Raw genomic sequence first — 22,554 nt, 5'->3', positions numbered from 1 at the left:
GACCCTCCTTCTTACTCAATGAAAAAGGACACGATGATGCCATCCACCACCCTGGTGGAGGCGCCCGCGCGCCTCTACAGCGAGACACCCTACGACGAGCGGGGTAATTTTCACTACCAGGGCGACCTCTATCGTCCGTCCGAGGACCTGAGCACATTGTGCCGCCGAATCGAGACGCACCTTGCGAGCCATTTCCCTGAAATCCGCTTCATCCTTCGCAGCGAGCGATTTACCGGCGGCCGCAAGATCACCGCCGAAGTTCTCGACGCTCCGGGTGATCTGTCCACGCGCGAAGCGCAAGAGACATTCATCACGACGGTGCGCGATCAGATCGAACGCTTCGGTTTTTGCCGCACCAATCCGCTGCAGGATTACTGGAACTGCTCGTTCTATGCGGAAGTGGCCATCGGGCAGGCCTACTGGGCGGCGCTTGCGGCCCGGCGCGGGAAGGCCAATCCGGTCGATAGTCTGGTCTCGCTCGCCGGCTTCAAGAAGCGCCTCAAACCCGGCGATACCCTCACTCTCCTGGACGCGCCCTTCAACCATCGGGCACTGGGCACGGCGCGCAAGGTGATCCAGGTCCGCTCCCGGGATTTCGTGTTCGAAGGGCGTAGCTACTGTGATTTCCCGCGCGCCACCAATTTTGCCTGCGATGGACGCTTGGTGCGGATTGCCATCGGTAACGAGCACGATCCGGATGCGCATCTCCTCTACGAATGGCACGCCATCGACGGGTGACGCCGTGCGGGACAGGTCCTGCAAGCATGCAGCGAAGGGGGAGGAGGTGGGGAAGGGCGAGTGCAGGGCAGTGACGCTCCGGCTCATGTCCCTTTCCCCTTCCGAGGAGCCCTGTCATGACCACATTCGCCCGTATCATCGAAAACCCTTCTGACGCGCCCGTCAGTGGTGGTTACCGCGTCGATATCTCGCGCGGCCAGAACATTGGCCGCGTATCGTCCGAATGGTTCTCCCGGCCCGACGATGAACGCTTTCTTTCGCTTCCCGATCTCCACGACCATGTTCGCTCTCGCGCAGAGCATTCCACGACGCGCATCGTCGAAAGCAAGTCCGTTCGGGTCGAAGCGCGTAGCGACAATCCCGAACGCTTGTCGCTGATGGTGCCGGGCCAGGATGAACCGGTCGCGCCCACGCACTGGTCGTTCGGGCAGCTTTGCAGTCTGGTTGGCGCGCCGGCATCCTATCTTCGAGGCCTGCCCGCCGCTTTGGCCGGGATCAACATGCAGCACGGACTATTGTCACATCGCAGCGAACAAATGAAGCTCTATGAAATGAAGGGCGAGAGGTCGCAGTTAATGGCTGCAACGGGCTCCGATTATGGGAGGATATTCGACAAAGAGCTTGTAGAAGCGATTATGAATATTGCTGGAAATGGAACCGGAGATACGCGCTGGAAGGTGCCGGGTGTGCTCGACTGGTCCAGCATGCATCATAATCCATATGTCGATGTGACGAAGGATACCACGACTCTATACGCTTCGGATAGGGATGTTTTTGTTTTTCTCGTCGACGACACCCATCCGATCGAGGCCGGCAAGCTACCCAACGGGGAGCCGGATCTTTTCTTCCGTGGCTTTTACGCCTGGAACTCCGAAGTGGGCGCCAAGACGCTGGGAATCGCAACCTTCTTTCTGAGGGCGGTCTGCCAGAACAGGACGTTGTGGGGCGTCGAAAACTTCGAGGAAATCAGCATCCGCCACTCGAAGTTCGCCGCCAATCGCTTCGCGCATGAAGCCGCACCCGCCCTCGCGCACTTCGCGGATTCCTCGCCCAGGAGCTTTGTCGACGGGATCAAAAAGGCCCGCGAGCGTGTCGTTGCACGCAAGGACGAGGATCGCGACGACTTCCTGAGGAAGCGCGGCTTTTCCAAGGCCGAGACCGGCAAGATCATTGCCACTGTGCTCGCCGAGGAAGGTCGTCCGCCCGAGAGCCTCTATGACTTCGTGCAGGGCATTACCGCCCACGCTCGCAGCAAGACCAACCAGGACGCCCGGCTCGAGATCGAGGGCAAGGCGCGCAAGATCCTCGAAAAGGTCAATTGAACCGCCGCGTGCCGGCCACGCGATCCTCGCATTGGTCGGCACGTCTCCATTCCCATTACCGTTGGAGGTGCCTGTGGAATTCGGGCGCTATCTCGTTCTCAGCACATCCCATGTGTGCGTGAACACAGCCAAGCGGCTCGATGCCTGGGCCGCGCTTGATCGCTCGCTTCGGCCCCTGGCTGTCGCATCGACCCATGAAGGCTGGTTCGTGGCCAGCCGCGAAATCCCCGAACCCTACCGCCGGAAGGTTCCCTTGGAACTGCTGACGGCCATGCGCTTCGCCCGGGATCTGGGATGCAGCTATCTGCTGTTTGACTGCGATGCCGACACCATTGATGCCCTGCCGGTGTTTCCGTGGTGACTCCGGCCCTGCGTTTGCCAGGAGCGCGAGGCACAGTGTGAGCAGTGAAACCATTGCAGCCTTGCTGGCATGCATGACAACAGACCCACATTTCTGTAAATGGTGGTTTGTAGAAACTTGCGAGGTCCCCCATGAGTCGGCTCACCATCGATATCTCCGAGCAGCAGCACCAGAGCCTGAAGGCCCTGGCGGCCTTGCAGGGCAAGACGATCCGGCAGTATGCGATCGAAAGGCTTTTTCCTGCCGATGGTGGCACCGATCAGCCATGGGCTGAACTGAAAGAGCTTCTGGGCGAGCGGATCGGCCAAGGCCTTGCAGGCGGCATTTCAGGCAAGAGCATTGGTACGATACTTGATGAGGAACTCGGTGAGGATCGCCGGGATTGACTACCCCCTATGTCCTGACGGCGGCAGCGGAAGACGATTTGCGTTCGATCATCCGCTATACGCGCAAGCAATGGGGAAGCGCACAGGTACGATCCTATATTGCAAAGCTTGAACAAGGTATCGTTCGCCTTGCAAGCGGGCAGGGTCCGTTCAAGGAGATGGGTGATCTCTACCCGGGGCTCCGGTTGGTTCACTGCGAGCACCACTACATCTTCTGCCTGCCGCGCGGTGCCGAGCCGGCACTCATCGTTGCAATCCTTCACGAACCTATGGATCTGGTGATGCGTCTGGAAAGCAGGCTGAGATAGGCCGAGCCGGACGACGCTACGGGCATCAGTCGCGATCCCTGAGCGGCAGGATCCGTATACAGGCGCAAGCTTTGATCGTGGACGGGCCTCTCCAGGGAACGGGAGGGAGGATGGAATGGTGCGGCGATGCGGAATGGACCGCATCGCTACATCGGAGCCTGTGCCATGTCCCTTCCTTCCACAATCCATGCTTCAGTCGGCCAGTCGCTGATCGGCAAGGTCAGCCGCCTGTTCAATAACGGCGTCGCCGACGTGCTCGCAGAGCTTTTGCAGAATGCGCTCCGGGCTGGCGCCCATGAGATCGACATCGACGTAATCGAAGCTGAAGGCGCCAAGTTTCTGGTTCTTCGTGACGACGGCTCCGGGATAGACGATCCCGCAAAGATACTCACGCTGGGCGATTCTGGCTGGAGCGGCGATATCGCGCGCAGCGAGGATCCGGCCGGAATGGGCGTGTTCAGCCTGGCCGGGCGATATGTCGAAATCCGCTCCTATTCCCCGACTCTAGGTACGGGGTGGTGCGTTGTCATACCGCCCGAAGCCTGGGAAAGCGGTGCGCCGCTTTCCATCGAACCGTGCGATATCGGTTCCGGAACAGAAATCAGGATCGACATGCCCGAGGCGTGGCAACGAGATCTTCCGAGCGCGGCGTCGAACGCTGCCCGCCATTATCCGCTGCCGGTCCGGTATCGCGGCGACAAACTCGATCGCGAGGACTTCCTCGCCGGCGCGTGCCGGATCGAGGAATGGCAAGGCTGCCGGATCGGCGTCTACCGTGATCGCGGTTCGTGGCCCACCAGCTATCCCCGGTTCAACTTTCACGGCCTCACCGTCCTGTGCCCGATGCCGAGCGTTACCGAAGTCGGCGTCGACCGGTGCTGGCAGGTCCGTGTGGACATCCTGGAATCAGCAGTGCTGCACCTTGTCCTGCCTGCGCGCAGGGAAATGATTCAGAACGCGGCGCTCGAAAATTTGCGCGAGGCGGCAGAACGGGCGATCTACCGGACGATCGCTGAAAGCTCCGGCCATCGACTTGCCCATGCACAGTGGCTGCGCGCCCGGGAACTCGGCGTTGATCTTGGCGAGGCAGAACCCTGGCTTCCGGCCTGGTTTCCGCACACGGCAGAGGGCATTCGGAACCATGAGTTCGAATGCGTGAGAGATGTGCCAATGATCCTGTTCCCTGAACGCGGGCCGGCCGTAGAACAATGCGCGGCGCGCGTTCTGGAGCGCGGCGATCCCCTGGGCGGAACGCTGGTGTGCGAAGTCACCGCGTTCACCGGCTATCGCTGGCATGACCGCCTGCCGCGCATCGCTAACTTGTCCTTTGCGATCTCGACCGAAGCCGGGATGTTCCGCTTCGAGGACGATCAAGCCCCGTCTACGGGGCTTGAGTCCGGGCGGGTAACATCGATCAGACTGGATGTTGCGGTCAGGCTGCCAAATCACGGTGAGGACAAGGCGTCCTCGCACGTAATCCCCGCAGATGTGCTGATCTTACCCGATGATGGCTGGTCTTCCGACCTCGATACGGTCGTGGTCCTGCTCACGCAGAGCTGCACGATCGATCCGGAGGATCTAGCCATTCTTCTTGAGGATGCCTGCTTTTGTGCCGGAGACGACGCTGACAACGACAGCTGGGAAACCCAGTGGCGCGAATTCCGGATGCGGGCGCGACAGGGCGCCAATACTCTGCTGCTTGGCGAGGACGCCGCAATTCTCGAGCGGATACGCGACATCGTCTCCGAGGATATCGCCTGGCTCATTCCCGCCGGACGGAAGGTGACCATTCTGACAGGAGAAGCCAGCGTGGAACTGTCCTTCGTCGATGATGCTCGAATGTGACGCGCCTGAATGACCTGCGACCCGTCACACGCAGGGGGCGACCATCGACACGCATCGCCTAGCTTTCCATCATTTCTGGAATGTGCAGACTTGAGACATTGGAGGGCCACCTGATGAGCGCAGAGCCGGAGCAACAACCAAACACTGACCTTGCAAGGTTCGTTGAGCGCTCGCGGGAACCAGGTACATCCTTCATTTCGCCGAAGCGTTTGTCCCAGGCGCTTGGCGTCGAAATGACAGATCTGGCAATCATCGCAGGTGTCGATGGTATTACCCTGGGCAACCCGGGTTCCGAACGCCTGCAGATCAGGCTGTGCGAAATGGTGCGGGTGATTTCGGCGGCCGCGACGCTGACCGGCGATGTGTCGAAGGCTATCTGCTGGTATCGCAATGAGCCGATTGCCGGTTACGATCACAAGACAGCCGCTGAACTGATCGCGGCGGGGCAAGCTGATGCGGTGATGGCGCATTTACACGATCTGGAGAATGGCGCGAGCGGTTGACGATCAGCTGGCTCGGACACCGCCGAAGATCACCACAAACCCCGGACTGGAGACGCTCCATGCACAATGCCAATTCCAGTCGCGGGCTGTCGCCGCGGCGAGCAGAACTCACGAGCTTCGATCGGGCCTATAACGTGGCCCTGCGCGCGCGCCGCCAAACGGGCATGCGCCAGTTCATCGTCAGGACCGGCAATTCGTTTCAGCCTATCCGCACAAGCTGTCTGGCGCCTGGCAACGACGAAGTCGTTCTCGCGCTTGTCGCATGAAGGGACTGGCCACTCACCTGACCTGCTGCCGTCAATCGTTGTAGAACTGATCTGTAACCATCGGCGCATGACAAGAGGCGCAAGTTGTGGCATATATTCTCATTCGTGTCGCAATGTTGATCATTAGCCATATGGGCTTGCACTATGACGATCCAGATTTCGATAACACCCAGCGGCAGGCTGAGCTTGCCCGCCGATATCCGCAAGCGGCTTGGCCTTGCAGGTGGCGGCTCGCTGATCGTCGAGGAAACCCCTGACGGCGTGATCCTGCGCACTGTCGCCCAGTCGGTCGCGCACGCCCGCGCGCTCGCCCGGAAATATACCGCTGACCGGCCTGATGCCTCGGTCGATGCGTTTCTCGCGAACCGGCGTGAAGACAGCGGGGCATGAGCGCATTCATTCTCGATGCGTCCGCGCTCCTGGCCATGCTCCGGGAGGAGCCGGGCGGTGACAAGGTGGCCGAAGCGCTTGGCGATGCGCGCATGAGCGTGGTCAACTACGCGGAAGTCGTCAGCCACTTCATTCACAATGGCATGCCCCCACACGAAGTGGATGACATGCTGCATCCCTTGCCAATCTCCCTTGTTCCGGCCGATGCCGATATCGCCCGGCTTGCAGGGCACTTGCGTGCCTTGACCGCTGACGCCGGGCTGTCCCTGGGCGACCGCTTCTGTCTTGCTCTGGCCTCGATTGAGAATGTGCCGGCCTGGACGTCCGACAGGCAGTGGAGCGCAGTTGCCGAAAAGGTCGGTGTTGAAGTGGTCGTCATTCGTTGAAAACGGAAGGAACGGACCGCCGACCCTATCGTCGAACCGCCAGCGATAGCCTTGGTTTGCTCAAGGAACAGGACGCAATGCGTCAGGCGCAGCTCGATGCGCTTCGCGCCGAGATCGAGCATGGTGCCACCAGCGGCCCCGGCATTTGCGCCGAACAGGTATTCGCGAACGCCCGCAAACGGATCGCCGGCATCGCCGCCGGCGCTACGAACAGTTGATCGATCTGCAACCTTCTTCTGCGCCGCGACGCGGAAACACCAGGATAGCATCGGCCATATGTTAAGCCTTGATCATTGCGGAGGATCGCCGGACAGGGGGCGCATGGTCTTGCCGCGAATCAATTGCTGGACGTTCCGTGCTCACACTGGCGCACACGGTGCGCTGCGCTTGAAAGCCATGGTTTGATGGCGTCGCACCATCCTACCTATCGCCGCCTTACTGGCCTGCTGCGCCTCAACGGCCGCAGCGCCGTTCTCGAAACGGGCGATGGGGATTTGATCTTCCTCGTTTCCGAGGACGATCTTGCCCCATTCCATGACCAACAGGTTGTTGCCGAGGGCCAGATGGCCGGACCTGACCGCCTCACGCTGACCTGGATCGCTCCCGCTTCAGCCTGACCTCGACATGCGCCGTGTGATTGGAAACTGAGGTGCGGTGGTCCGGAACGCGACCGGATCGCCCTTTCATCCCCAAGGCGCTGATCAGTTCCGCCTTCGCCGTGAACTGGAGGTGCGCTCAAGTTCGGCCGCGGAAACTTCGAGATCCACAGCAAGCTGGGTGAGGGCGTGTGCTGCGCCCAGCCGTATCATGCCGTCGTCACGCGTTCCTGAACACCCGCGCGCTGCGCGCTTGCGGGCAAGGTCCGCCACGGTGCGAAGCGTTTCCGAGTCCATCGTCTAAGAATACCCCTGAAATGACCAGCGGGCCAGCCCGCCCAGGTTGGTGGATGGCGAAGTGCGGAAGGCGAGGATGGTGCGCCCGGCCACGCGGGGGTGAGGCCGCGCGGGCGGGATACAGAGGAGAGGAGGTTCGAAGATGGTGTCGCGAAGAAATTGGTTCGAGAGCGACATCATCAAGGAGTGAAGATCATGAACATTGGAGAAGTTCGCAGCGTCAATGGCCGCCTCACTGGCTCCATCGCAACCCGCACCATAGACCTGCCGCGTATCGGTTTGCGCAAGGTCGAAAGCATGAGCGACCGCGCGCCCGCTTACGAGATCCTGGCGCTCAATGTCGCCCGGCGCTGGGTCCAGATCGGTGCGCTTTGGGAGGCTTTCTCGAAGAAGACCGGGGAAGCCTTCCTCGCCGGATCGGTCGATGATCCGGGCCTTCCCGAACCGCTGCCCGTCGCGCTCTTCCCGACCGAAGACGGTGGCTACACCATCGCCTGGCGGCGCGAGACCATGCGGTCCGAGTTCGCCGGTGGCTTCGGGGGGATGCAGCGCTCCTACGAGGAGCGTGGACAGGAAGGCTTCGGCGGTAGCACGGCAGGTGCCGATGGCGCACTGATGGGCGCGGGCGCCGATGAGGGCGAAGAACCGCTGTTCTGATCCTGCACGAGCAGCACCTTGCGAAGGCCGGGGGCGCAATCAGCGCCTCCGGCCTTTTCTTGTTCAGATCCCGAGATGTGAAAGGCCTCGCCATGAACAGCACACCGCACACGCGCAGCGTCGATCGCTTCGCCGACCTCAAGACCCTCTACGCCGAGATGACCGCCACCCCGGAATTCCAGGCGGCGTTCGGCGATCCGCTTGCCGTTTCCATCACCCAGCCGGGCGAGGAACCGGGTGAACACGACATGCCGGAACCCTTCGCGGCGCAGGCCGAATGCGGCGGTGTGATCGCTGCGATCTTCGACCTGTTCACCGACACCCGGCTCGAACCGCTTGGCGCCGAAATCGCCTGGGGCTTCGTCAACAGCTTCCACTTCGTTGCCGGAAAGCTGGAACGGCGCGAGGACGCCATTGCCCTTGAACTGGGAGATCTGGCGCGTCATCCCGACATGAGCGAGGTCTACAACAGCGAGCTCGAAGAAAAGCAGCTCCTGTGCCAGTCACTGGCCGAACAGCGCGCCGCGATCGAATGCATGCGCGACTATGCCGCCGAGATGTACCGCGTGCAGTCGGGCTGGCCATGGTCCCCGGCGCGCGGCAGCAAGGCCTCCTCGGCGTCGTCCGCCAGTCAGATCGCCGCCCTCGATTTCCTGCGCGCCCGTGAACTCGCCGCGCGCGAGAAGCACAGTCCCAGGGGACCTGTCGTAGTGTTCTCCGGACCGGCTCAATGGCACGACTGGGAAACCTTGTGGGCGCGGCTCGACGAGATCAAGGCGCGGGTACCGCACATGACGCTGGTGACGACCGGGCAGCGCAAGGGCGCCGATGCCATCGCAGCGGCCTGGGCCGCGCGTCCGGAAAACAGCGTGCCGCTCGTCGCCTACGGGCTCTACGGTTCGGGGCGCAAGACGGCCTTCACCCGCAACCGCAAGCTGGCGGAACTGAAGCCGGTCGAGGCGCTGCTGTGCGAAGGATCCGGCCTGCAGGCCAACCTCTATCAGGTCCTGCGCGAAGCCAATGTTCCGATCCATGCCTTCCGCAAGGCAGACCAGATCGCTGACACCGCTGTCCCGCGTCTGCGGGCGTGAAGCCGGTCTGATCATCCGGGGCGGGGCCTTTGGCCCGCCCCATCATTTCCCGATGACAGGAGGTTCGCATGGCAATCCCTGAACCCTATCGCCGCAATTTCGAGACGCTGCTTCGCGCCGCGGCCGATGGCAATCTCGCGCTCCTGGAGTGCAGGGATGCCCAAACCGGCGTTCCCCGCTACGTCGTCACGGCCATGGGCCGCGACGAAGGCGATTACGTCATGACCCCGTTCGGACATCTCTGCGATGGGAACCCTTTCGAGGACTATATTCCGCCCGATCCGGGCGATGGCGCACTACCACTGGCGTGACCAGGCCAGCGCGGACAGCTTTGGTCCGCGCGACGGAACAGGGCAATTCGGGCTGGCCGTACTCCTCGCGCGCCAGCCCATTTTTGTGCTGCCGGGGAGTTCACACCTTCCGCTGATCCGTCCGTCAAAGATGCAACCCTTGACTGTCAAGAGCCCCGTCATGGGCATCGAGCCCATGCCAAGGCTCGGGCGTATGGGGCAGGCGTTGTGTATTATTCTCTCTTCCAACAAGTCCAAGTATGGCACGGGGTCAGCCCCGGCCTCAAGGATCGACGGCCCCTCCAATTTGCTTCGCAAATCGGTTCCTCCGTCGCCCGCTTCGCGGCCGGGCTGCGCCCGGTCCTTGACCCCGGCGCTCGCAGCCCGTGCCCGAGGGGAAGCCTCTTTTCCTGATTTCAAGGAGGCTACGATGAACACCAAGCGCACCATTCGCGACTTTTCCGAAATCGCCGATCTCATCGCCGCGGAAACCCTGGCTCCGGCGGAAGGCTTTACCACCGCTTTCGAAACTGGCCTCGATGCGAGCCGGATGGGCGTGGCGGAAGACGAACTGACCTGCGACATGCCGGACGCCATGCAGGCCCAGCTTGCTACCGAAATGCTGGTCGCCACGCTCTTCGACGTGCTGCGCGATACCCGCATCGAAAGCCTCGCGCCGCGCCTGGCCTGGGGGATCGTCAACTCCTTCCACAAGGTGGCTGAGCAGCTCGATGGCGAAGCCGACCGGGCGGCAATGAAGGTTCGCGACCTTGCCCGCGATGCCGACGGCAGCGAGGTGCTGATGGGTGAACTTGAGGAGGCGCAGGTGCTCTGCCAGTCCCTCGACGAAGCGCGCGAAGCGGTGGCCTGCATGCGCGACCACGCGGCAGCGACGTACCTTGCGGAAAGCGGCCGGCCCTGGTCGTCGGTGCGGGGATCGCTAGTCTCCTCCAAGCGCACCGCGTCGGTCATTGCCGCGCAGGACTTCCTCGCCGCGCGGCGGATGCGTAAGGCCGAGGCGCACGCCCCGCAAGGTCCGGTTGTGATCTTCTCGGGAGGGCAGGTCTGGGAGGATCACCAACTCCTCACCGAAGCACTCGATGCTGTGAAGGCGCGCGTGCCGAACATGGTGCTGGCCACTACCGCACAGGACAAGGGCTGCGATGCCATCGCGGCGGCCTGGGCGGCGCGCAGCGGCACCATGCTCATCGCCTTCACGCTTGACCGGCGTCTCGGCAAGCGGGCGGGGTTTGCGCGCAACGAGCAGCTCCTGGGCTTGCGTCCGGTTGAAGCGATCGTCTGCGAGGGCTCCGGGCTGCAGTCGCATCTTGCCCGTGAGGTGAGGGCCAAGCGGGTACCGGCGCACTTCTTCGCGCTGAAGGACCAGCGCACCAATCGGGCCGTAGCGTAAGTGGCACGGATGGGACCGGTCGGGCTTCAGCTCGGTCGGTCTCTCTTTTTTGCCAGCGTGGATATCGCCCCCGCTCAGAGACCCGAAGCCTCTCGGCTTCGCGCCCGTCGCGGGGGCGATGCGGAGCCACGAGTGTGGCTCCGGCCTCCTGCGCGTGGCTACGCCATGCTCGTCGCTGGGCCATCCCTACGGGATGACTTGGAGTTCGTTAAAGTACCCGACTGCTACGATACGCTTGCTTCAGGGAGGGCGCGAAGGGCGGTCACAGCAGCCGCGCCGCCACACCGGATTGCGGCGGCAAGCAGGTCGCGGAATTCGCGCTCGGTGAGATCTTCGACGGGGAGGTCAGTGACGATCTCGGCGTATTTTCCGCGCAAGGCGCGGCGGGTCTTTTCCACCTCTTCGGCCATCATGCGTTGGCGCGCTTCAAGGTCGGCAAGGCGTTCGCGTTCAGTCTTCTTGGGCATGTCCATCGGTCCTTCGATGGTCTGCCCGCCGTCTCCATTATTGGCCGCTTACGGCCTGCCTGCAATCCCTGGACGGGGAGGTCATCATGAAATCGAAGGTTCCCCTATGCGGCACGATGATCAACCTGCCGGTGTCCCACCGGCGGAAGGACAAGGCCCCCTTCGGGGGAGCCGCGCCCCTTCCGGGACGTGGCGACGCAGCGAGAAATCGCTGCGCAAGGAAGGACGCACGGCCGTGGCCGTTTTGTAATGCACCGTACGCACGGGTGCTGCGCCGATTTCTCGCGCAAGGTCAGAGGGTTGCAAAGTATGCCGTGTCATACGCTGGACGTGGCATTTGAAATACGCGTCGTACCGAAATTTCAGCGGCCACCATCAACACATTGAAACCGATGACTTTTGAGCGGTATGACCGGTAGTTCAGTTCAATCTATTGAGAATTCGGCCATCTTCAGCTATAGATGTCCCGCTTCATGACATTCTGACGCCGGGCTTCGCACAGCGGAGCAACGGTATGCACAGTATAAGCATCCGGGTGGACGACACCCTTTTCCGGCAGCTTCAGCGCCGGGCCTATGGCGCAAACCTCACCTTGTCAGAGTTCGTTCGCCAGGTTCTGGGCGAGGCGGCCGATCCACAGGGGCGCTACATCTATTCCTCGCAGGACGAGGTTCTGGCCACCGCCATCCAGATCCTGACCTTGCTCGCCACGTCGATCGGCGCGCGCTCGCCTGAGCTCCTGGAGCGGGGAATGGCAGACGCCAGGTTGATCCTCGGCGAACGCGGCCTCCTTGATCCGGACCAGGACCAGTGACCGGCGGGTCGCTGCATGGGTTCGGACTCCGGTCTGTGCCCGGTCATTCTGCTCATCAGTCACGGCCGGAGAACCACCCGATGACCGCTGGGGGCTGGTCAGCAATCAGGGGCCAAGCTTTCGTCTGCTTCACCCGGGGGGCGCGGCGATGAGTATCTTTCGCAACGACACGCTGGGGAGCTGGACGCGCGGCGGCCAGTCCATCGTCCACAACGTCAGGATGACGACCCAGGTCTTCTTCCAGACCTTCATGGCCGGTCTCGCCTTGTGGGTCATGGGTACGGTGTGGTGGGCACTCGAGCATACCACGGCCTATCAGCGCTACGTCGCGATGAAGATCGTGGAGGCGAGCTTCAAGACCGATGCTGCTCCGGGGACCAACGATCCGGTCCTGTTCAAGACACCCGATGGCCACCCCTACTGGACGTCGGCTGACGTGCTGATGGCCTCGCCGATCGCCAAGCGTACGCTTCACGCTTTCGAGATCGAGCTCATCCACGGTGCGATCGTCGCCGGGGTTTTCTCGCTCGTGGCGCTCCTGTTCGCCTGGTTCGCCTTCACCCGGACGGGGCGGGGGCTGGGTTCCAATGAATACCTGCGCGGGGCGCGTTTCGGGACGGTCAGGCAGGTACGCCGCGCCCTCTGGAGGCAGAAGCAAGGGAGCTTCTCGATCGGCGGGGTTCCCGTGCCCGATGCCTTCGAGCCTGAACACATTCTCCTATGCGGCGCGCCGGGAACCGGAAAGACCAACCTTATCGTCAAGATGCTGGATGGCATCCGCCGAGAGGGCAAGCGCGCGATCGTCTACGATACTGCCGGGACTTTCGTTGAGAAGTTCTACCGCCCGGGCAAGGACATCATCCTCAATCCGCTCGATGCCCGCACCGCGCACTGGTCGCCCTGGGGTGACGTCCCGCGCGAGTATCACTACGACCAGATCGCGGAATCGACGATCCCCGATAAGGCCGGTGATCCCTTCTGGGCCAAGGCCGCACGCGGGACACTTGTCGCTGTCCTGAGAAAGCTCGCGGGCAAAGGCGAGATGCTGGTCTCGGTCCTCCTCGACCAGCTGCTGCGCTCCCCGCTCAAGGATCTGGCTGCCTTTGCCGCGGGAACCGATGCCGCCGCCTTCATCAGTCTTGAGGGCGAGCGGACCTCGGCCGGCATTCAGGCCGAACTGGCGTCCGTCATGCGCAGCTTCTCCTACCTCGACGATACCCGGACGGGGCTTTCGATCCGCGACTGGGTGACTAACGAGGAAGGGGACAACTGGCTCTTCATTACCGTCAAGGCCGACCAGCTCCCCTCCCTGCGCCCGCTCATCACCGTCTGGCTCGACATTGCCATTTCGGCGATCATGAGCCTAGCGCCCGATCGCAGGCGGCGGCTCTACTGCATCATCGACGAGCTTCCTTCCCTACAGAAGCTTCCCTCGCTGTCCGACTTCCTGGCCCGCGCGCGCAAGTACGGGGGCTGCGGGATCCTGGGTTTCCAGTCCTATCCGCAATTGGAAGCGACTTATGGCATTCAGGATGCAGCCGCGATCACCGGCTATTGCTCGACCTGGGTGGCCCTTCGCGCCAATGACACGCCCACTGCCAAGCATGTCTCGGAGAACCTGGGGCAGGTTGAGCAGATCGAGGCGAACGAAGGCATGTCCTACGGCGTCAACGACATGCGCGACGGGGTGAACCTCTCGCGCATGCAGGTGACGCGCCCGCTGGTCATGCACACCGAGGTCACCAATCTCCCCAACCTCTCGGGCTACCTGCGTTTCGGGCGCAATCTTCCCGTGGTGCGTTTTGCCGATACCTTCAACACGGTGCCGACCGTGACGGAAGGGTTCGTCGAGCGCGATACGCCGCCCCGGCGCGACAGCGATGGCGAGGCGATCTTCGCCACACTTCATACCGAAGGAGGCGACGATCACTCCGGCATGCCGGGCGAGGAGAGCACCCCGGCGAAAAAGTACAGGCTTCCCAACAAAACTCTAAACCCGGGTAGCAAGAGCAAAGCGGACGGGCGTCAACCGGACCTGTTTGCAGCAGGCCCATCAGCTGGTGATGATCCAGTCGAAGCCGTTCCGGAGGCAATACCGCTCCCCCAGCAGAGCGAACCAGAACTGGAATCGGATCCAGAACCAAAGCCGGAGCAAGCGCGACAGATCCAGGACTTTGCGCTTGCACCGCGGCGAGGCCATCCTCGTATCGAGATCGACGTTTACGACCGGACTGATGGGCCTCATCGCAAGGCCCGGCCGGCATGATACATCCCCGCCGTCTCAAGGGCACTTCGGGTAATATCGCGCGCTACTATACGGTGGGTGACTATTACACCAAGGGCGGTGACGAACCCAGCCAATGGGGAGGACGGCTCGCGCCCGAGCTTGGCCTCGAGGGCAAAGTCGATCCCCATGTCTTCGCCGAACTGCTTGCCGGGCGGGTGGCGGGACAACAACTAGGCCGGCATCGCGGCGACGGACAAATCCAGCACCATCCCGGGTGGGATTTTGCCGTCAATGCACCCAAGTCCGTTTCTATCATGGCGCTGGTCGCAGGTGATGATCGGATCACCGGGGCGCACGAACGCGCGGTGACGGCGGCGCTCTCCTATCTGGAAGAACATGCCTCGCTCCGCGGGCGCGAGGACGGTGAGATCATCCACGAGACGACCGGAAGGCTGCTCTTCGCGCGCTTTACCGAGCATGCGAGCCGGGACCTTGATCCGCACCTTCATACCCATGTCGTCGTCCTCAACATGACCAATCGTGAGGTGGACGGCCCCATGGCGAGCCTCGAGACCCGGGCCATGTTCGCCGAGCAGATGGTGGCAGGTCAGGTCTATCGCAATGAACTCGCACGGGACCTGCGCGAACAGGGTTTCGAAATCGAATTCGACCCGCGCCGGGGCCTATTCGAGATCGCCGGCGTGCCCAAGGACTTCATCCGCGATACGTCGCAGCGTTCCCGAAAGATCGATGCTCATGCGCAGGAGCATGGCCTGGCGGGGCAGGCCGCGCGCCGGGCCTCCTTCTATGAAACGCGCGGGGCCAAAGTGAAAGTGGGGCTCGACGATCTGAAAGAGCAATGGGCCGAGCGCGCAAAGCCTTATGTGAAGGAGCTGGCTGACCTTGGTTCCCGAGCGGCAGATCGCGAAGGGCAGGGGATCGAATTCGATCCCATGGCGAGCAGACGCGCAGCCCTGTTCGGGATCCGCCAGGCTGAAACCCGCGAGGCCGTCTCCAACCTGGGCTCACTCTATCGCCATGCACTGGCGAGCCATGTCGGGGAGGTCCGTCTCGCCGAAGTGCGGCTACTCATCGGCGAGCATGAAGCACGGCGCAAGCTGCTCGCGGCCCCCGAGCCGACTGGCGACCGTTCCCTGACCCGAGGGCGCACAACGCGGCGCAGTGCCCGCCTCGAGCAGGCTTTGTCGCGCGAACTCGCCCTTGCACTGGATGACGCCCAGCCCATTGCTTCGTCCGATCGCCTGCTGGCACGGCTCGAACACGCAGGGCTCAATCCGGCGCAAGAGCAGGCGCTGGTCACGCTCGCGTCGTCGCGCGATCGTGTCACGGGGCTCCACGGCGTCGCCGGTGCAGGCAAGTCGACCTTGATGCGAACGCTTGCCGAGGCGGCCGAACCTGGCACGCGCTTTCTTGCTCTGGCGCCGACGTCCTCGGCCACCGCCAATCTAGGCGACGGGGCACGCGTTGATGCCAGAACCGTGGCCAGCCTGCTGGCAGGCGGCGGGTGCGGGATCACCGATGCCCACGTACTGCTGGTCGACGAGGCGGGGCAATTGGGGAACCGGCAGGCACAGCGTCTGCTCCAGATCAGCCGGGAGACTGGCGCCAGGATCATCCTGCTGGCCGACAGTCGGCAGACCGGCGCGATCGAGCAGGGCAAGCCGTTCTGGCTCCTCCAGCGACTGGGGCTGCCAACTGCCGAGCTGACGGAATCGATGCGTCAGGAAACGCGAACGATGAAATCCGCGGTCACCGAAGCCCGCGCCGGCAACTACGCCGCTTCGCTTGAACAGCTCGACAAGGTGGTCAGCGGGGCAAGCGCGGAGCGTCTGGCGAGGGGACTCGTCGAGGAATGGACCCGGCTCAAGCCGGAGACGCGCGCGACGACCAATATTCTCGTGCTCGAGAACGAAACCAGGCTCCTGGTCAATGCGAAGATCCGGGAGACCCTGAAGTCCGAGAGTGCAATTGCGGCCGAGGATACCCGACTTTCCGTGCTCACGCCGGCGGGCATGACCGCCCAGGAAAAGCACTTCGCGCGCTTCTATTCTGGCGGGCAGGTCGTGACCTTCGCGCGCGATTTGGCTGGTCCCGGCATTGCCCGCGACACCGAGTACCGCGTGGCCGGTCTCAGCCAGGATGCCAATGGCAGACAGGTCGTTAGGCTTGTCGATGAGAATGGCCGCATGATCCGGTGGGATCCGCGCCTGGGGCAAGCGCATCACGTCAATGTGTTCCACCGCGAAGAGCGTGACCTTGCGCAAGGCGACCGTATCCAGTGGCGGCTCGTCAACCGCGAACTGGACCTCAAGAACGCAGAGCGCGGTACGGTCGAGAAGCTGGAAGGGAGCCTCGCCACCATCCGCTGGGATCGCGGGGAGCGCGTCCAGACCATCGATCTTATCGAGCACAAGACCTGGGACCATGGCTATGCCGAGACGGTCTATTCCGCGCAGTCGAAGACTTATGCGCGGGTCTATGTCCTGGCGCCGGTCAATTCCACCCTGGTCAATGGCCAGAACTACTACACCGCGATCACCCGCGCGCGCCTTGGCGTGAAGCTCTGGACCGAAAACGAGAAGAAACTCGTCGAAAGGCTCGAAGCCCGGTCCGGCGAGAAGACCTCGGCCCTGGAGGGGCTGGGTCGGCTCGATCGTGATACCGCCCGGGCCTATGCTGATCGTCATGCAGGCCGCCTGGCGCAGGCACGGGAGGAGGAGCAGCGCTTGCGACAGGACCGGCGCGATCAATTGCTGGGACGCCAGCTTGATCAGCGCCGCTCCCCACAGGGCCTGGGAGAGCATCTCGCAGAAGGTGCGCGCGGCATTGCGGAAATCATGGATCGTATCCTGAAATCGGCGCTTGAGCGCCGAGCCAGCGCCGATCGCAGTCATGCGCACGCGGGAAGAGGACATGCTTCGCCCGCCGCCGATCATGATCACCAGAAATCCAATGATCGTTCCGGTTTTGACCGCTGATGCCATTGCCTGACTGTGAAGGAGTTCGCCCATGATCGCCAATGTCTTTCGACCTATGCTATTCGGGCAGGTGTCTCGTCTTTGGTTGCCGGCGTCGGCGTTCATGCTTATGGCAACGCCGGTGCATGCTGCGGTGCGTAAGGCCGATGAGGCCCGCCTTGCCAGTTGCATCCACGACGCTGCAGAGGGCCGCCCTTGGCTTGAAAAAACCCTCTGGGGCCTGCGCGACCAGGAGGCGGGCTGGATTGGCGCCGAGGTCAGCAACACGAATGGCACGCACGATCTTGGCCCGTTGCAGATCAATAGTTGGTGGGTGCCGAGGATTGCAGAGCTGATGGGCAGGTCAGGCCCTGAGGTCCGCAATTGGCTCCGCTTCGATGCTTGCTTTAACGTGGAAGCGGCCCGCTGGATATTTCTGGCGGCGCTGCGGGATACAGGAGACTTTTGGCGAGCGGTTGGCGTCTATCACAGCCCGACGGCCTGGCGGCAACGACGCTATTCGCTGAGCGTGGCGAAGCGCATGCAGCAAAGATTTGGGAAAGATGCCTTTGTTGAACGGTGAGATATTCGTCCTGCACGAACGCGTCGTATGTTTATCAGGTTGCGGAAAAAGGCGGCGCAGTGGCCGCCAGTGCCTGGACTTCGAGGGTGTGGGGCGAGGATGTCGCTCATTCGAGGATGTAATTCGAAGTTGCCTGCCATGTTGGCGCGGTCTTGGTGATGTGAGCGGCACGGTTAGGCCACAGCCAGCAGTTTCGGCAGTCTGATGAGGTTGTAGGCGGCAGCAGTGAGCGTGAAGGACCATCCGACGCGATCCTGACCTCGATGGCGGGTCCTTCGCATGTTGCCGCAGGTCTTTGCCCATCCGAACACCTCTTCGATCCGCTTGCAAATTTTCTGGGAGAGGCCGTAGCCGGTATGGCGTGTCGTGCGCCCGTCGATGGCAGAACGCCGGTTGGTGTTGTTCTGGGCGACGTGTGGGGTGACGTCCATCTCACGCAGCGCCGCGACGAAGGCGGCGGTATCATAGTTCTTGTCCGCCCCCAGTGTAATCCGATGGCGCCCTTCCATGCGGCCCAGCATGGTCAGCGCGGCCTCGCGTTCGGCGGTGCCGGTGGCGTGGGTCAGGAGCGCATCGACAACGAGGCCGTTGCGGTTCTCCATGAGGACATGGGCCATGTGGCACAGCTTCGCAGCCTGGCCGCGCGCCTTCTTGAACAGCCGGGCATCAGGATCGGTGGTCGATGCGTGGGTTGCATTGCTGCGCTTCTCGCCGCGAAAATCGCGTTCGGCATTGCGGCCGGCCGGCGCTGTTCCCTGCTCGCTGTGGCTGGAGATCGACCCGCCGTCATGGTCATCCCCAAGGCCGCCTTCATCCTTGGGCCTGAAGCTCTTCACGCTGGCCCACGCTTCGATCAACGTGCCATCCACCGAGAAATGATCGTCCGACAGAAGAGCCTGTACGCGCGCTTGGCTGATGATGGCTGACAGGAATTTGGCGGCAACGTCCCCGGACAGCAGCCTCTCGCGGTTCTTGGTGAAGACCGTGACATCCCAGATTGGCGTATCCATCGCCAGGCCGACGAACCAGCGGAAGAGCAAGTTGTAGTCCATCTGCTCCATCAACTGGCGTTCCGAGCGGATCGAATAGAAGGCCTGCAAGAGCAAAGCGCGAAGGAGCTTATCGGGCGGGATCGAAGGCCTCCCGATACGAGAATACAGGCCGTCGAAATCCGCAGACAGCACTTCCAGCGCTTCATCGACAATCGCCCGGATCGCGCGAAGGGGATGGTTCGCCGGCACCCGAGCCTCGCAACTCACGCACGAGAACAGCCCCTCGCTCCCCTCATCACCGCCGCGCATCCCGATCCTTTCAACATCACTCTACGCGATCCTGGAATCAGCAATGTCACCTCAGTGCAAGCTCCTTTTTCCGCAGCCTGTTCAACGAGAAGGGTTTTCTGCCGCCGGCTTAGCGTACTGAAGTCCGGCACCGGCCAATCGAGCCCGAGCATCTCCAGAAGGCTTGCGACCATGCCTGTCGTCTGGCGCAAAGGCAGCTTGAACAACGCCTTCAGCGTCAGGCAGGCTTGGATCGCAGCCTCAGAGAAGACAGGCTGACGTCCCCGCTTGCCGGTTGGCGGCGACAACCACTGCATCCCGGGATCAAACCATATCTGAAGCGACCCGCGCCGAGCCAACGCTGCGTTGTAGGATTTCCAATTCGTCGTACGATAGCGTGCGCGCAGCGGCTTGCTCATCCCCTCGCCTTAACATTCTGGATTCACAAACGGAATCCCGCCTCCATTTGCGCAACAAAGCCGAGTTAAGCGGAACCCGCGGGACCGAAATACGGAAGAAGCTCTTGCTTTGAATCCAACGAATCCGCCTTCCAACGTACCGAGCCATAGGGTCGCTCTAGGCGCCGAGTTGCTTTCCGTGTTCCCCCGCGATGAAAGGCATTGGCCTGCAACTGCAACTCCAATTCCGCTCCGGAATAGCGATCGCGCATGTGCAGATAATCCCCCCATGTCGGGCACTGATAGCGCTCGGTCCAGATGGCCGGATTTGCAATGTCCCGTGCGATCGACCAGTTGAAGGCGCCTATTTGCTGGCGCGCGCGCCGCAGCTTCATCATGATTTCATAAAATGCGCGGGCCTGTTCCGGTTCGACATCATATTCGGACTCAATCACAATTGGCCCCGAGCGTATGGTCAGCGGCATCCCGACGTCGGGTTCGTGGGTGAGCGTAGCTGGCGCCTGTACTTCTTCCATGTTGCCGGCAAGACCGAGAAAGTGTCCGACACCGCAACTGAGAATTGAGAAGACGCCCGACGAGATGATGGCGATACCCACATCATGCGCGGACGCAATCATCCCCCAAACTATGGCGCCGGCGGCGATGCCTGCAGTCATTGCGCACGTGAACAGCGACAATGTCCGTGCAACCACCCATCTAGGCGCGGAGAGTTGGAGGCTCACATTCAGCAGAGCCGCCGTGATGATATACACGATGCCGAAAATGAAGAACGCCGCAACAGTAAGGGCTATCGAGTGGCTGAACCCAATCAGCATCAGCGAGAACCCGGCGACAACGGCCGCGACTCGAATCGCGGCTTCCGTTTCAAACCGAGCCCGGATGCGGCTGACCATCGTCGCGCCCGCGATTGCGCCTGCTCCCTGCGAGCTCAGCAGGACACCGAGGGTGATCGCGTTTCCTGAAAGCAAGTCTTTGACGATGAGGGGGGCCATCGCCAATATTGTCGCGTTGGCTCCGAAGCCAAACAGTAGCGTACGGACAAGAACGGCGCGGATGCCCGGAGAATGAAGGGCGTAGCGCATGCCCGATTGAATGGCGCGGTCAATCCGTTCCGGCGGCAGGCGGGAAGGAATCTGTTTTCGCTTCCAGCAGAAGAAGGCTGCAAGCAGGGGAACATAGCACCCTGCGGTGAGCACGAAGACGGCCTTCGCTCCTGACAGAACGATGACAATGCCACCAAGCGCCGGGCCAAAGCTGCGTGCGATATTGTAGCTGATCGATGACAGGGCAATGGCAGCAGTGAGATTGGGTCGCGAAACCTGTTCCGGGATCGATGCTTGCCATGATGGCGAGAAGAGCGCCGTGCCAATTCCAAGCATTGCGCAGAAAACCAGGAGGAGCCAGGAGGTGGTGGCGCCCAGAATGGCGATGGCGGCCAGAACGCTGACTGCCAGAGCCGAAAAGCTAAGCCCTGCGATTGCCACCTTACGGCGGTCGAACATATCGGCGAGCGCACCAGCGGGTAGAGTAACAGCGACCATGGGCAGCATCATTGCGGTCTGGATCATAGCCACCATAGTGGGCGAATGGCTGAGCCGGGTCATTTCCCAGGCTGCGGCTACACCGAACATCAACTGACCCAGATTGCTAAAGATACTGGCCGACCAGATGTTACGGAAGGTCCGCTCCCGCAACGGACTAAGGGGGGCTCCGCTGTCAGAACCTTCACGATTTGACCGTGTTTTCACGATGCCCCCCAAAGTGGATGGATAGACCGAAGGCTTGGCTGGCCCGGACGATCAAACTCACAACATGACAGCAGGGGAGGATCCGCCCTCTATCGCACGATAGGTTGGAAGAAGTTACCAGCACATATCATGGCTATTTCGATGGGGCTGCTTGGAATGGGCGCGTGAGTGGCGAAGGTGCGAAAATCGATCAAGCGACAAAGCAGCAGTTTGCATGAGGGGCAGATGATGAAAATTTCCCGATCCACGGCCAGGTGCTTTTCCGGATTGTTGTTGGTCCTGACGCTGCCGTTTGAGGTCACCGCCGCAGAAGCGCCTGCCGCGCTGCCTCAACCGCCGGCGCAGTACAGCTACGATCGGGCGCTGCCTCTGGACGGGGGACAGAATTTCAGAGATCTGGGGGGCTATCCCACCGAAGATCATCGCCATGTTCGCTGGGGCCTGTTGTTCCGGTCGGGGTCCCTGCATGGCTTTACCCCGGCCGACTTCGCCTATCTCAAAATGCTCGGCCTGCAGATGGAGGTCGATTTCCGGTCGACGCAGGAACGTGCGGCGGAACCGACAGACTGGCCGACGGGTCAGGCGCCGCGAATCCTAGCCGACGATTATGATTTCGCCATTCTGGGCCGACACATGACCAACCTCCAGGACATGACGCCCGACGAAGTCCAGGCCAAGATGGTAGAGATGTATCCGGTCATCCTCGACCAGTTCAACGGCCAGTATCGGCGGCTGTTCGACCAGTTGCTGGCCGGCAATGCGCCGCTCGTCTTCCATTGTTCCGCCGGGCGGGACCGCACGGGCATTGCCGCCGCCCTCGTGCTGACGGCGCTCGGCGTTCCGCGTGAAACCGTGATCCAGGATTACCTTCTGACGAATCGATATTTCCAGTTGGCCCAGGTCGGTCCTGCCGCGCAGACCTGGGGGAAGATTCCTCCTGCCATGGCGAAGGTGATGGTCAGTTCGGCGCGGCCGTCGATCGAGGCGGTGTTCAAGGTCATCGACGGATATCCCGGTGGAGCGAAAGCCTATCTGCGCGACCGGCTGGGGCTGGACCAGCTCAAGATCGCGCGACTTCGCGCTCTATATACCGAATAGGGGAAACCGCCGCGCGGGCAGCTCTCGGCCCGCCCTTAGATAGGTGGCGAGAGCGTCGGTCTATTCAATGTGAACGCAAGGCCTAGCTCAACA

General features: G+C 62.1%; 25 protein-coding genes and 1 pseudogene. 21 read left to right on the top strand and 5 right to left on the bottom strand.

Annotated elements, in window-relative coordinates; all coding sequences use genetic code 11:
- Positions 1–36: 36 nt before the first annotated feature.
- The 12 genes from SPHV1_RS12070 to SPHV1_RS12015 all read left to right on the top strand — a co-directional run bounded on the left by SPHV1_RS12070 (position 37) and on the right by SPHV1_RS12015 (position 7,122).
- On the top strand, positions 37–738 hold the full coding sequence (locus tag SPHV1_RS12070; RefSeq protein ID WP_054946320.1) for a hypothetical protein: 702 nt from the start codon (positions 37–39) through the stop codon (positions 736–738).
- 116 nt (positions 739–854) lie between these two features.
- Positions 855–2,060, top strand: coding sequence for a hypothetical protein (locus SPHV1_RS12065; RefSeq protein ID WP_054946288.1), 1,206 nt, complete (start codon positions 855–857; stop codon positions 2,058–2,060).
- A gap of 73 nt (positions 2,061–2,133) precedes the next feature.
- Positions 2,134–2,421 (top strand): hypothetical protein, encoded by a 288-nt coding sequence (locus tag SPHV1_RS12060; RefSeq protein ID WP_054946287.1) that lies wholly within the window; start codon positions 2,134–2,136, stop codon positions 2,419–2,421.
- Between the two features lie 131 nt (positions 2,422–2,552).
- Positions 2,553–2,807: an antitoxin gene (locus tag SPHV1_RS12055; RefSeq protein ID WP_054946286.1), complete on the top strand. Its 255-nt coding sequence runs from the start codon at positions 2,553–2,555 to the stop codon at positions 2,805–2,807.
- Positions 2,804–3,115 carry a type II toxin-antitoxin system RelE/ParE family toxin gene (locus SPHV1_RS12050; RefSeq protein ID WP_054946285.1) on the top strand — a complete coding sequence of 104 codons (312 nt, stop codon included), beginning with the start codon at positions 2,804–2,806 and terminating at the stop codon, positions 3,113–3,115. The genes SPHV1_RS12055 and SPHV1_RS12050 overlap by 4 nt, the downstream gene beginning before the upstream one ends.
- 165 nt (positions 3,116–3,280) lie before the next feature.
- Positions 3,281–4,960, top strand: a complete 1,680-nt coding sequence (locus SPHV1_RS12045) for an ATP-binding protein (RefSeq protein WP_054946284.1) — start codon at positions 3,281–3,283, stop codon at positions 4,958–4,960.
- 113 nt (positions 4,961–5,073) lie between these two features.
- On the top strand, positions 5,074–5,463 hold the full coding sequence (locus SPHV1_RS12040; RefSeq protein WP_054946319.1) for a hypothetical protein: 390 nt from the start codon (positions 5,074–5,076) through the stop codon (positions 5,461–5,463).
- 59 nt (positions 5,464–5,522) lie between these two features.
- Entirely contained in the window at positions 5,523–5,729 is a 207-nt protein-coding gene (locus SPHV1_RS12035; protein ID WP_054946283.1) for a hypothetical protein, read from the top strand.
- A gap of 144 nt (positions 5,730–5,873) precedes the next feature.
- Positions 5,874–6,119, top strand: coding sequence for an AbrB/MazE/SpoVT family DNA-binding domain-containing protein (locus SPHV1_RS12030; protein WP_039286629.1), 246 nt, complete (start codon positions 5,874–5,876; stop codon positions 6,117–6,119).
- Positions 6,116–6,505 (top strand): type II toxin-antitoxin system VapC family toxin, encoded by a 390-nt coding sequence (locus SPHV1_RS12025; RefSeq protein ID WP_054946282.1) that lies wholly within the window; start codon positions 6,116–6,118, stop codon positions 6,503–6,505. The genes SPHV1_RS12030 and SPHV1_RS12025 overlap by 4 nt, the downstream gene beginning before the upstream one ends.
- Before the next feature lie 77 nt (positions 6,506–6,582).
- Entirely contained in the window at positions 6,583–6,723 is a 141-nt protein-coding gene (locus SPHV1_RS12020) for a hypothetical protein (protein WP_231634649.1), read from the top strand.
- Between the two features lie 186 nt (positions 6,724–6,909).
- Positions 6,910–7,122 (top strand): DUF5818 domain-containing protein, encoded by a 213-nt coding sequence (locus tag SPHV1_RS12015; RefSeq protein ID WP_054946280.1) that lies wholly within the window; start codon positions 6,910–6,912, stop codon positions 7,120–7,122.
- An 84-nt stretch (positions 7,123–7,206) separates the two neighbouring features.
- On the opposite strand, the gene SPHV1_RS25455 is transcribed toward SPHV1_RS12015, so the two are convergent.
- Positions 7,207–7,398 carry a hypothetical protein gene (locus tag SPHV1_RS25455; protein ID WP_054946279.1) on the bottom strand — a complete coding sequence of 64 codons (192 nt, stop codon included), beginning with the start codon at positions 7,396–7,398 and terminating at the stop codon, positions 7,207–7,209.
- Between the two features lie 195 nt (positions 7,399–7,593).
- Between SPHV1_RS25455 and SPHV1_RS12005 the strand changes: the two genes are divergently transcribed.
- The 4 genes from SPHV1_RS12005 (at position 7,594) to SPHV1_RS11990 (ending at position 10,847) form a co-directional block, all read left to right on the top strand.
- Entirely contained in the window at positions 7,594–8,055 is a 462-nt protein-coding gene (locus SPHV1_RS12005) for a DUF736 domain-containing protein (protein WP_054946318.1), read from the top strand.
- A 92-nt stretch (positions 8,056–8,147) separates the two neighbouring features.
- The gene (locus tag SPHV1_RS12000; protein ID WP_054946278.1) at positions 8,148–9,146 is read left to right on the top strand and encodes a DUF2493 domain-containing protein; all 999 of its coding nucleotides are present in this window, start codon (positions 8,148–8,150) and stop codon (positions 9,144–9,146) included.
- 68 nt (positions 9,147–9,214) lie between these two features.
- Positions 9,215–9,457 (top strand): DUF6117 family protein, encoded by a 243-nt coding sequence (locus SPHV1_RS11995; protein WP_054946277.1) that lies wholly within the window; start codon positions 9,215–9,217, stop codon positions 9,455–9,457.
- A 409-nt stretch (positions 9,458–9,866) separates the two neighbouring features.
- Entirely contained in the window at positions 9,867–10,847 is a 981-nt protein-coding gene (locus tag SPHV1_RS11990) for a DUF2493 domain-containing protein (protein ID WP_054946276.1), read from the top strand.
- A 224-nt stretch (positions 10,848–11,071) separates the two neighbouring features.
- On the opposite strand, the gene SPHV1_RS11985 is transcribed toward SPHV1_RS11990, so the two are convergent.
- On the bottom strand, positions 11,072–11,314 hold the full coding sequence (locus tag SPHV1_RS11985; RefSeq protein ID WP_054946317.1) for a hypothetical protein: 243 nt from the start codon (positions 11,312–11,314) through the stop codon (positions 11,072–11,074).
- Between the two features lie 514 nt (positions 11,315–11,828).
- Here SPHV1_RS11985 and SPHV1_RS11980 point away from each other — a divergent pair.
- The 4 genes from SPHV1_RS11980 to SPHV1_RS11965 all read left to right on the top strand — a co-directional run bounded on the left by SPHV1_RS11980 (position 11,829) and on the right by SPHV1_RS11965 (position 17,916).
- Entirely contained in the window at positions 11,829–12,128 is a 300-nt protein-coding gene (locus tag SPHV1_RS11980; protein WP_054946275.1) for a hypothetical protein, read from the top strand.
- A 148-nt stretch (positions 12,129–12,276) separates the two neighbouring features.
- Positions 12,277–14,394, top strand: coding sequence for a type IV secretion system DNA-binding domain-containing protein (locus tag SPHV1_RS11975; protein ID WP_054946274.1), 2,118 nt, complete (start codon positions 12,277–12,279; stop codon positions 14,392–14,394).
- Positions 14,391–17,354, top strand: coding sequence for a MobF family relaxase (gene mobF, locus SPHV1_RS11970; protein ID WP_054946273.1), 2,964 nt, complete (start codon positions 14,391–14,393; stop codon positions 17,352–17,354). The genes SPHV1_RS11975 and mobF overlap by 4 nt, the downstream gene beginning before the upstream one ends.
- 31 nt (positions 17,355–17,385) lie before the next feature.
- Entirely contained in the window at positions 17,386–17,916 is a 531-nt protein-coding gene (locus SPHV1_RS11965; protein ID WP_369817899.1) for a lytic transglycosylase domain-containing protein, read from the top strand.
- 173 nt (positions 17,917–18,089) lie between these two features.
- Here SPHV1_RS11965 and SPHV1_RS11960 read toward each other — a convergent pair whose 3' ends face one another.
- The 3 genes and pseudogenes from SPHV1_RS11960 to SPHV1_RS11950 form a co-directional block, all read right to left on the bottom strand.
- Positions 18,090–19,217 carry an IS5 family transposase gene (locus SPHV1_RS11960; protein WP_054946272.1) on the bottom strand — a complete coding sequence of 376 codons (1,128 nt, stop codon included), beginning with the start codon at positions 19,215–19,217 and terminating at the stop codon, positions 18,090–18,092.
- Between the two features lie 80 nt (positions 19,218–19,297).
- Positions 19,298–19,615: pseudogene (locus SPHV1_RS11955) on the bottom strand (transposase); the annotation flags it as partial.
- 65 nt (positions 19,616–19,680) lie between these two features.
- On the bottom strand, positions 19,681–21,363 hold the full coding sequence (locus SPHV1_RS11950) for an MFS transporter (RefSeq protein WP_054946315.1): 1,683 nt from the start codon (positions 21,361–21,363) through the stop codon (positions 19,681–19,683).
- A 228-nt stretch (positions 21,364–21,591) separates the two neighbouring features.
- On the opposite strand from SPHV1_RS11950, the gene SPHV1_RS11945 reads away from it, so the two are divergent.
- Positions 21,592–22,461 carry a tyrosine-protein phosphatase gene (locus tag SPHV1_RS11945; protein ID WP_054946314.1) on the top strand — a complete coding sequence of 290 codons (870 nt, stop codon included), beginning with the start codon at positions 21,592–21,594 and terminating at the stop codon, positions 22,459–22,461.
- Positions 22,462–22,554: the final 93 nt, after the last annotated feature.

Origin of the sequence: Novosphingobium sp. KN65.2 (assembly GCF_001368935.1) — a bacterium.
In the GTDB taxonomy this organism is placed as follows: Bacteria; Pseudomonadota; Alphaproteobacteria; order Sphingomonadales; family Sphingomonadaceae; genus Novosphingobium; species Novosphingobium mathurense.
Note: the sequence above shows the minus strand (reverse complement) of the source record. Positions and strands in the feature narration are given on the sequence as shown.

Bases quoted from the DNA above. Each gene is read 5' to 3' on its own strand.
- SPHV1_RS12070 (WP_054946320.1), top strand. From the start codon at position 37: ATGCCATCCACCACCCTGGTGGAGGCGCCCGCGCGCCTCTACAGCGAG.
- SPHV1_RS12065 (WP_054946288.1), top strand. From the start codon at position 855: ATGACCACATTCGCCCGTATCATCGAAAACCCTTCTGACGCGCCCGTC.
- SPHV1_RS12055 (WP_054946286.1), top strand. From the start codon at position 2,553: ATGAGTCGGCTCACCATCGATATCTCCGAGCAGCAGCACCAGAGCCTG.
- SPHV1_RS12045 (WP_054946284.1), top strand. From the start codon at position 3,281: ATGTCCCTTCCTTCCACAATCCATGCTTCAGTCGGCCAGTCGCTGATC.
- SPHV1_RS12040 (WP_054946319.1), top strand. From the start codon at position 5,074: ATGAGCGCAGAGCCGGAGCAACAACCAAACACTGACCTTGCAAGGTTC.
- SPHV1_RS12035 (WP_054946283.1), top strand. From the start codon at position 5,523: ATGCACAATGCCAATTCCAGTCGCGGGCTGTCGCCGCGGCGAGCAGAA.
- SPHV1_RS12030 (WP_039286629.1), top strand. From the start codon at position 5,874: ATGACGATCCAGATTTCGATAACACCCAGCGGCAGGCTGAGCTTGCCC.
- SPHV1_RS12025 (WP_054946282.1), top strand. From the start codon at position 6,116: ATGAGCGCATTCATTCTCGATGCGTCCGCGCTCCTGGCCATGCTCCGG.
- SPHV1_RS12020 (WP_231634649.1), top strand. From the start codon at position 6,583: ATGCGTCAGGCGCAGCTCGATGCGCTTCGCGCCGAGATCGAGCATGGT.
- SPHV1_RS12015 (WP_054946280.1), top strand. From the start codon at position 6,910: ATGGCGTCGCACCATCCTACCTATCGCCGCCTTACTGGCCTGCTGCGC.
- SPHV1_RS25455 (WP_054946279.1), bottom strand. From the start codon at position 7,398: ATGGACTCGGAAACGCTTCGCACCGTGGCGGACCTTGCCCGCAAGCGC.
- SPHV1_RS12005 (WP_054946318.1), top strand. From the start codon at position 7,594: ATGAACATTGGAGAAGTTCGCAGCGTCAATGGCCGCCTCACTGGCTCC.
- SPHV1_RS12000 (WP_054946278.1), top strand. From the start codon at position 8,148: ATGAACAGCACACCGCACACGCGCAGCGTCGATCGCTTCGCCGACCTC.
- SPHV1_RS11995 (WP_054946277.1), top strand. From the start codon at position 9,215: ATGGCAATCCCTGAACCCTATCGCCGCAATTTCGAGACGCTGCTTCGC.
- SPHV1_RS11990 (WP_054946276.1), top strand. From the start codon at position 9,867: ATGAACACCAAGCGCACCATTCGCGACTTTTCCGAAATCGCCGATCTC.
- SPHV1_RS11985 (WP_054946317.1), bottom strand. From the start codon at position 11,314: ATGCCCAAGAAGACTGAACGCGAACGCCTTGCCGACCTTGAAGCGCGC.
- SPHV1_RS11980 (WP_054946275.1), top strand. From the start codon at position 11,829: ATGCACAGTATAAGCATCCGGGTGGACGACACCCTTTTCCGGCAGCTT.
- SPHV1_RS11975 (WP_054946274.1), top strand. From the start codon at position 12,277: ATGAGTATCTTTCGCAACGACACGCTGGGGAGCTGGACGCGCGGCGGC.
- mobF (WP_054946273.1), top strand. From the start codon at position 14,391: ATGATACATCCCCGCCGTCTCAAGGGCACTTCGGGTAATATCGCGCGC.
- SPHV1_RS11965 (WP_369817899.1), top strand. From the start codon at position 17,386: ATGATCGCCAATGTCTTTCGACCTATGCTATTCGGGCAGGTGTCTCGT.
- SPHV1_RS11960 (WP_054946272.1), bottom strand. From the start codon at position 19,217: ATGCGCGGCGGTGATGAGGGGAGCGAGGGGCTGTTCTCGTGCGTGAGT.
- SPHV1_RS11945 (WP_054946314.1), top strand. From the start codon at position 21,592: ATGAAAATTTCCCGATCCACGGCCAGGTGCTTTTCCGGATTGTTGTTG.